Origin of the sequence: Turicibacter sp. GALT-G1, from assembly GCF_025594995.1 — a bacterium.
In the GTDB taxonomy this organism is placed as follows: Bacteria; Bacillota_I; Bacilli_A; order MOL361; family Turicibacteraceae; genus Turicibacter; species Turicibacter bilis.
This window is the reverse complement of the sequence record NZ_JAMQUS010000091.1, coordinates 1-8,619: the sequence shown is the minus strand read 5'-3', so window position 1 is coordinate 8,619 and position 8,619 is coordinate 1. Positions and strand designations below refer to the sequence as shown.

Here is an 8,619-nt window from a genome sequence, read left to right as displayed (position 1 = left end):
TAAGGTGTTTTTTGTTAGTGACTAAATATCCTGTCTAGAAATTTATTTTAAAATTATTTATTAAACTGCTTTGATATTAAAGCATCTTATAGTAAGTCTACCAACTCCAAAGGATTTGATAGCAATTCAACCAAACCTTAATGGTCACCCCTATTCAAAGCAAATAAAAAGGAGATTAAAAATCTCCTTTTTATTTATTCTGAACATAAGTTAACACTTCTTTAACTGTTTTATCAAAATGTTGTACATCAACCTTAAACCATGTAACATCCATTTGATTATTAAACCATGTATATTGACGTTTTGCATAACGTCGGGAATTTCGTTTAATTAATTCTTTACTTTCTTCTAATGAAATCAATCCCTTAAAATAATCATAAAGTTCTTTATATCCAATCGCTCGAATCGACTGAGATTCAGCCGGAATACCTTCATCAAATAAAGCTTTTACTTCTTCAACTAACCCTGTTTCATACATCGTATCAACACGCTTATTGATACGATCATATAAAACATTACGATCATCCGTTAATCCGATTAAGCAAGCGTCATAAATCATTTTATGTTCTTGTTTTTCAATCATTTCAGATTTTTTAACCCCTGAAGTTTCATAAATTTCAAGTGCTCGAATAACACGTTTACGGTTATTAGGATGAATGTCTTTTGCCCCCGCTTCATCAACAGCTGCAAGTTTAGCATGTAACTCTTCATTACTTAAATGACCATACTTCGCTTCATCAATCTCTTTTGATTCAGATTCTCCAGCAAATTCATAATCATACAAAACACTTTTAATATATAATCCTGTTCCACCCACGATAATCGGTAGCTTTCCACGAGATTTAATCTCTTCCATTTTAGCACGAACGGTTTGTTGGAATGCGGCTACAGAATATGGTTCATCTGGATTTTTTTCATCGATTAAATGATGTGGAATCCCTTGGCGCTCATCCATTGTTGCTTTAGCTGTTCCAATGTCCATTCCACGATAAATCTGCATCGAGTCGCCACTAATAATTTCACCATTTAATTGCTTCGCCAACTCGATACTCATTTTGGTTTTCCCAACGGCTGTTGGGCCAACAATACATAATACATCCATTTTTTCACCTACATTACGCGTTTAAACAATTTTTCAATTTCATACTTTGTCATTTTTACGATAATCGGACGTCCATGCGGACACGTATAAGGTTGCTCACAATAACAAAGGCTTTGAAGCAACTCTTTAATTTCATACTCATTAATGTACTGATTCGCTTTAATTGATCCTTTACAACTCATCATAATTGCCACTGATTCACGCAACTTCCCAATATCAACTTGGTTATCTAAAATCACCTGATGTAAAATTGTCTCAACAATCGATTTCGCATCCAATTTCTGTGCCCAAACAGGAATACTACGAACGACTAATGATTGACCTCCGAATTCTTCAATTTCAAAACCAAATTTCATTAAAGATGGAAGGGCTTCTTTTAAAAGTAATAGTTCGTTAGCTGCATATTTTAATACAATAGGAATCAACAACTCGACACAATCTCCACTCACATCACGTAAGAGTTGATAATTTTTCTCATATTGCACACGCTCCATCGCTGCATGTTGATCAACAATAAATAGTCCTTCTTCATTTTGAGCAAGTAAATACGTTCCATGAAGTTGTCCAATATAATAAAGTTCAAGTTTCGCTTCTTCCAGTTTCGTTGGTGCCACCACTTTAAGTTTCTCTTGACTCGATTGGGCTAAAGGTACTGATTGTGCGATCGTTTCAACTGACTCCTCGTGAACTGAATTCGCTTCCACATCAGTCACGACCGTACTCTCTTGAATTTCTTCAATGACTAACTTTTGCTTCATCACCATTGGTTCTGGTTGAATCACTTTTGACGGTGTCTCTACTTTGGTTGCCTGGAAACTTAGCGTTTGTTGAACTGGTTTTGATAGCTGAGGCATAACGGGAGCTTTAATTTCTGGTTGTGGAATATACTCCACGTGATTTAACACTTTTTTAATTTCTGTATAAATAAACGTTCTTAGCGCTTCTTCTTGTGAAAAGCGAACCTCTAGTTTAGCAGGATGAACATTAACATCCACTAACATCGGATCAAGCTTTAGATTAAGGACCACAATCGGATATTTATCTTTAGGTAATAAGGTATGATAGGCTTCTAAAATAGAGCGCATGACATTATAATTACGAATCGCACGCCCATTTACAATAATTGTCATATAATTTCGAGACGCACGGTTAATGATAGGATCACTAATAAATCCTGAAATTTCATATGTATCATTTTTCGCTGAAAAAGGGATCATCTTTTTCGCAATATCAAAACCATAAACACTAGCAATGACACTTTGTAAATTATTTTGGCCATTCGTTTGGAATAATAGTCGTTGATTATTAAATAATTTAAACGCAATCTCTGGATGAGAAAGTGCAATCTTATTGATATAATCTGTGATATGACTCAGTTCAGTATTCAACGATTTAATATGTTTCAAACGAGCTGGCGTATTAAAGAACAGATGATTCACTTCCATCTCAGTTCCCTTACGCATGACACCTGGTTTTGATGCAAGAACATCGCCACCTTTAATATTTAAATGCAATCCACTATTGATGCCATCTGATGTTTTTACATGAACATCTGAAACTGAAGCAATTGACGGAAGGGCCTCACCTCGAAACCCAAGTGTTTGAATTCTAAATATATCATATTGTGTTTTAACTTTACTTGTGGCGTGACGTTCAAAGGCGAGATGAGCATCTTCTTCACTCATCCCTTCTCCATTATCAATGACTTTAATTTGACGAACACCTGAATCTTGTAAATGAATTTCAATATTTGTACTTTGGGCATCAATCGCATTTTCAAGCAACTCTTTCACGACCGAGGCGGGACGTTCAATGACCTCTCCCGCTGCAATCATATTGGCCAGTTGCTCACTCATACGCTGTATTTTTCCCATAAGTCACCTACTTTCTTTGATTCATTTTCACCTTTAATTCATACATGACATTCATCGCCTGCATTGGTGTTAATTGATATAAATCAATCTGATCTAGTTCCTTAATGATATCTTCATAAGGATTTACATATTCTACTTTAACTTCAACTTTTGTTTTTTCTTTTTTAGGAGATTCTACAACTTCAAATAACGATAGCTGTCCTTGCTCGGCTTCAAGGGCTGGTTGTAGCTTTACATCTGGTTCCTTTACTACTGGGAGATCTTGAATAGGTTCTACCTCCACTTTCACTGCCGTTTCCAGTGAGTTTTGAATGGCTGTTTTATCTTGTTCAAGCGCATCTAATAATTGTTTTGCACGAGAAATTAAACTTGTCGGAAGCTTTGCAATCTGTGCGACATGAATCCCGTAACTCTTATCTGATGGTCCTTCCATGACCTTATGCATGAAGATTAATTGTCCTTCGTGCTCTTCGGCACGCACATGGCGATTTTCTAAATGCTCACACTTCTCTTCTAATTGAGTTAACTCATGATAGTGTGTCGAGAATAATGTTTTCGCTCCGACTTTATCATGAACATACTCAATAATGGATTGTGCCAAGGCCATTCCATCAAACGTTGCTGTTCCACGTCCAATTTCATCAAGTAAAATTAAACTATCTTTCGTAGCATGTTCAAGCGCATAATTCGTTTCCATCATTTCAACCATAAATGTACTATGTCCTGAAACTAAATCATCAGCTGCACCAATACGTGTAAAAATTTGATCAAAGATTGGTACATTAGCGACACTTGCCGGCACATAACATCCGATTTGAGCCATAATGGCAATTAAAGCTAATTGACGCATGTACGTCGATTTCCCCGACATGTTAGGACCTGTTATTAACAAGATGGATAAATCCGATGGCATCACACAATTATTTTCAACATATTGTGTGTCTTTTAATACCTTTTCAACTACTGGATGACGTCCATCTTTAATATCAATGATATGCTCACGATTTAATTGAGGGCGTGTATAGCGATTCTCTTCACTAATCGTTGCAAAGGATTGAAGGACATCAAAATAAGCCATCACTTTTGCAATCTGTTGAATCTTTGGAATCTCATTTTTAACAAGTTGGCGTAACTCACTAAATAATTCATATTCTAATTGAATCGATTTTTCTTCTGCATTTAAAATTAAATTTTCTTTTTCTTTTAATTCTTTGGTAATGAAGCGCTCCGCATTAACCAACGTTTGTTTACGCTCATAACCAGCATCTTCAGGAATTAAGTGTAAGTTCGCTTTACTAATTTCAATATAGTAACCAAACACTTTGTTATATTTAATCTTTAACGAACGAATCCCTGTCTTTTCACGTTCGGCCGCTTCTAATGCTAAAATCCACTCTTTCCCATGTGTCACAATGTAACGATACTCATCTAGTGTCTCATGATAGCCATCTTTAATGATACCACCCTCTTTAATTCCAATGGGTGGATTGTCAACGATTGCTTTTTCTAAAATATCCGTAATATGAGAACAATCCGCCATACGAGCTAATTGTTGCTGGATGGTGGGCATTGGCAATTGACTCAATAATGCTTTAATATGCGGGATTTGATTTAATGACGAGTTTAATTGTAATAAATCACGTGCATTCGCATTTCCAAACGCAATACGCCCTGATAAACGTTCTAAGTCATAAACTTCATCTAAGTGACGCTTTAACTCCTCTTTTAACATAAAATCACTCATGAATGATTCAACTACATCTAAACGTTCATTAATCATTTGTGCATTAATTGATGGACGTTCAATCCATTGTTTTAATAAACGACTTCCCATTGCAGTCTTTGTTTTATCAAGTAACCAAAGTAATGAACCTTGACGTGATTTTGAACGGATGGTCTCTGTTAACTCTAAGTTTCGGCGTGAATTATAATCTATGCTTAAATAGTCTTCATTCTTTGTTAAACTAATCGGTTGTAAGTGACCGAGTGCACTTTTTTGCGTACGAACTAGATAGTTGACTAAACGACCAAAGGCTTGCGTTAAATAACCATCGTTCACTTCCTCCGCTAAAATTTGATATTCAATTGGAATCAGGCGTTCTTCTTCATACGATAACACGATTTGTTTGAGCGCACGTAAGTTATAAAATATTTTAACATCAACGTCAGATCCAATAACGATTTCTTTACATCCTAAACTAATTAATTCCCCGACTAATGATTGATCTTCTTTCGGTAAACGCATCGCATAGTTTTCTCCGGTTGATAAATCACTGTACGCAATAGCATAGGCATCCTCAAAAGAAACGACTGATAAAATAAAGTTATTTTCTTTTTCATTTAATGCCGTTTGATTCATGACTGTTCCTGGTGTTAATAAACGAACGACTTCACGGCGAACAACCCCTTTCGCACTCGCTGGGTCTTCAACCTGCTCACAAACCGCTACTTTATAACCACGTTCAATTAAACGATTAATATAATTTTCAGCTGAGTGATGAGGAACCCCACACATAGGAACACGTTCTTCAGCTCCTGCTTCACGACCAGTTAGCGCAATTTCTAATTCTTTTGATGCTAATTGGGCATCTTCAAAAAATAGCTCATAAAAATCACCTAATCTAAAAAAGACAAAGGCGTCTTGATAATTCTCTTTGATAGTCAAATATTGTTGCATCATAGGTGTGTATTTAGACTTATCTCGCATGATAAAAACTCCTTCTTTTTTCACATGTTTTTATTATAGCATAAAGTGTCGATTTAAGGACGTTCGGAAGGCGCGATTACAAACATTTCAATTTCTTCTATGATAGACGAATTTAAGGAGTTTTAATCATTCGAATAATTTTCTCAGAAATAAAAAAAAGAATAAGGCATTTCTGCCTTATTCTCCTCTAAAAGGTGAGTTTTTTAAGAAGTTTGGATTAATTTGTTGGTCGATTTCATCTTCTTCATCGTCTGTATCGCAGTCGTTTTCAACTGGTCCTAAGATTGACACACGCATTTTTGTTTCTCCGATGACTTCAACCACAATTTCGAACTCAACTTCAACAACGATTTCACCATCTTCAATTCTTGCATCGACGCAAGTTGGTTGTTGAATGGTTCTCGCAATGACTTCATCACCTTCATATAAGCAATCACGGATGGTACGATGAACATTAACTTGATCATCATATTCAATTGTTTGACGCGCTACTTCAGTTTGTGTATTATCAGCAAATGAATACCACACGTTAATGTCATAAACACCTTTTACATCAACAGAATTATCACATTTTCTTGCTCCGAATTTATGATTAATAATCCAGCATCCTAAGATACTATCTGCTGGGCTTCTTAAATCATTAAGAGGTGATGTGATTTTAAATCTTTTTTTACCTTTACCGATTACGGCTTTTGTTACAATTTCACGAATATCATTCATCCTAATACCTCCTCACTGATACTATATTCAGCTCTTAACCTATTTGATACTTAATTGAATGACTTTATGAGATTTCATTCAAGAAAAACTTCATGCCTCCTCACGAATTTTCCTGAACGCCTATCACCCATTGGCCTCACAAAAGTATGTAAAATTAAAAAACATCTTAGCTATTCACTAAGATGTTTATTAACCTTATATTGTATTATATGAGTCATCGTCGAAAAGAGTTCATTCAACTCAATCTGAGTCTGAATATATTCATTAAAGAGCGGATTATCGTAAAGCTCATCTTCTAAAGCTTTCATTTCAGCTTCTTTTTGTAACTTCGCATTCAACTTTCCATAATGCTCAAATTTAATGAGCTCTTTTTGTTTTTTAATATATTCATCATATAACGCTAGTAGTTTTTCATTTTGGTGAACCTTTTGCGTTAATTGACGATAACGTTCCATAATCGGATCGGTTGCTAATTTTTCTTTTAATTTTTCAAAAGAAGGTAAGTTAGTTTGTTGTGTCATCGTTAACCATCTCTCCAGCTAAATGCCATGTTTTAGCTTCAGTGATTTTAACATTAACGATTTGACCGATTTTAGACGCATCTCCTTTGAAGTTAACTAGCTTATTGTGGCGTGTATATCCCGCTAACATCGTATCATCATTTTTACTTGTTCCTTCAACTAAAACATCAACGATTTGACCTTCAAAGCGTTTATTTCCAGCGCGGAATCCACGATTAATTGCTTCATTTAAGCGATTTAAACGATCTTTTTTATCTGCTTCAGATACGTTATCTTCCATACGTGCAGCTGGTGTTCCTTCACGTGGAGAGAAGATGAATGTGAAGGCTCCTTCATATCCTACCTCTTCTACTAGTGATAATGTATCTTGGAATTGTTCCTCTGTTTCACCTGGGAATCCAACGATAATATCTGTTGTAATTGATACGCCTGGGATCGCCGCTTTAAGATCACGAACTAACTGTAAATACATTTCACGTGTATATTTACGGTTCATACGTTTTAAAACTTCATTATTTCCAGATTGAACTGGTAAATGGATATGCTCCACTAAGTTTCCACGTTTCGCTAAAGCTGCGATTGTTTTTTCATCAAAATCACGTGGATGTGATGTTGTGAAACGGATACGTGGAACATCGATTTTATTTAAATCGTTTAATAAATCACCGAATGTATATTCACGGTCTTTGAAGTCTTTTCCGTATGCATTAACGTTTTGTCCCAATAATGTGACTTCTTGATATCCTTCCGCTGCTAAGTGTTGAATCTCAGCAATGATATCTTCTGGTAAACGGCTACGCTCTTTACCACGTGTATACGGTACAATACAGTATGTACAGAATTCATCGCAACCATACATAATATTTACCCATGCCTTAATACTTCCTTGACGTGTACGAGGCATGTTCTCAATAATTTCTCCTTCTTGAGACCAAACTTCAATCACGCGTTCTTTCCCCATTAATGCATTATGAATGTACTCTGGTAAGCGGTAGATGTTATGTGTTCCGAAAACTAAATCAACATATTGGTATTTTTCCATGATTTGATTAACGACTTTTTCTTCTTGTGACATACATCCACAAACCCCTAAAATCAAATCAGGATTTGTGCGTTTTAAACGTTTTAAACGCCCTAATTCACCAAAGACACGGTTTTCTGCGTTTTCACGAATAGCACACGTATTTAAGATAATTAAATCAGCTTCTTCTTGTGATTCAGCTTTACTATACCCTAATTCTTCTGCAATACCGATAATCGCTTCTGAATCATGCTCATTCATTTGACAACCATAAGTTTGAATTAAATACTTCTTCCCTTTTCCAATATTCTTAATTGACTGTTCAATAACGAAATCACGGTGAACGTGTGCTTGTTCACGGCTACGTTTACGAGCGCTATTGATGCTTGGACGTTGGAAATAGCGGCTATAATCTTTTTCAGCTTTTGGCTGATTTGCTTGTAACGATAATTCTTTTTGTTGTTCATTCATCCTTATCACCTATATCTTAAAGCTTTATTAATCCACTTTATTCTCTATGTGACAAAACACGAGTCACTTTGTCTATTATACCTTACAACATATACAATAATCAACTCATGTCCACCTCGCTTTACCCCTTTAAAAAAGGATACAAAAAAAGACTAGTGACCATTTATAGCCACTAGTCTTTTCTATGTGCGCCCGGCATGGGT

At 35.6% G+C, this 8,619-nt stretch carries 6 protein-coding genes; all 6 read right to left on the bottom strand.

Annotation, left to right across the window (positions count from 1 at the left end):
* Positions 1 to 190: 190 nt before the first annotated feature.
* Complete coding sequence (gene miaA / locus NEH74_RS12900; RefSeq protein ID WP_055305021.1) at positions 191 to 1,102, bottom strand: tRNA (adenosine(37)-N6)-dimethylallyltransferase MiaA; 912 nt, start codon at positions 1,100 to 1,102, stop codon at positions 191 to 193.
* Between the two features lie 8 nt (positions 1,103 to 1,110).
* Positions 1,111 to 2,976: a DNA mismatch repair endonuclease MutL gene (gene mutL, locus NEH74_RS12895; protein WP_055305023.1), complete on the bottom strand. Its 1,866-nt coding sequence runs from the start codon at positions 2,974 to 2,976 to the stop codon at positions 1,111 to 1,113.
* A gap of 7 nt (positions 2,977 to 2,983) precedes the next feature.
* The gene (gene mutS, locus NEH74_RS12890; protein WP_055305025.1) at positions 2,984 to 5,683 is read right to left on the bottom strand and encodes a DNA mismatch repair protein MutS; all 2,700 of its coding nucleotides are present in this window, start codon (positions 5,681 to 5,683) and stop codon (positions 2,984 to 2,986) included.
* Positions 5,684 to 5,860: 177 nt separating this feature from the next.
* Positions 5,861 to 6,403, bottom strand: a complete 543-nt coding sequence (gene cotE / locus NEH74_RS12885) for an outer spore coat protein CotE (protein ID WP_055241268.1) — start codon at positions 6,401 to 6,403, stop codon at positions 5,861 to 5,863.
* A gap of 170 nt (positions 6,404 to 6,573) precedes the next feature.
* Entirely contained in the window at positions 6,574 to 6,924 is a 351-nt protein-coding gene (locus NEH74_RS12880) for a YlbF family regulator (RefSeq protein WP_055241270.1), read from the bottom strand.
* A complete protein-coding gene (miaB, locus tag NEH74_RS12875; protein WP_055241271.1) occupies positions 6,908 to 8,416 on the bottom strand; it encodes a tRNA (N6-isopentenyl adenosine(37)-C2)-methylthiotransferase MiaB in 1,509 nt (502 codons plus the stop codon). Before miaB ends, NEH74_RS12880 begins: the two co-directional genes overlap by 17 nt.
* Positions 8,417 to 8,619: the final 203 nt, after the last annotated feature.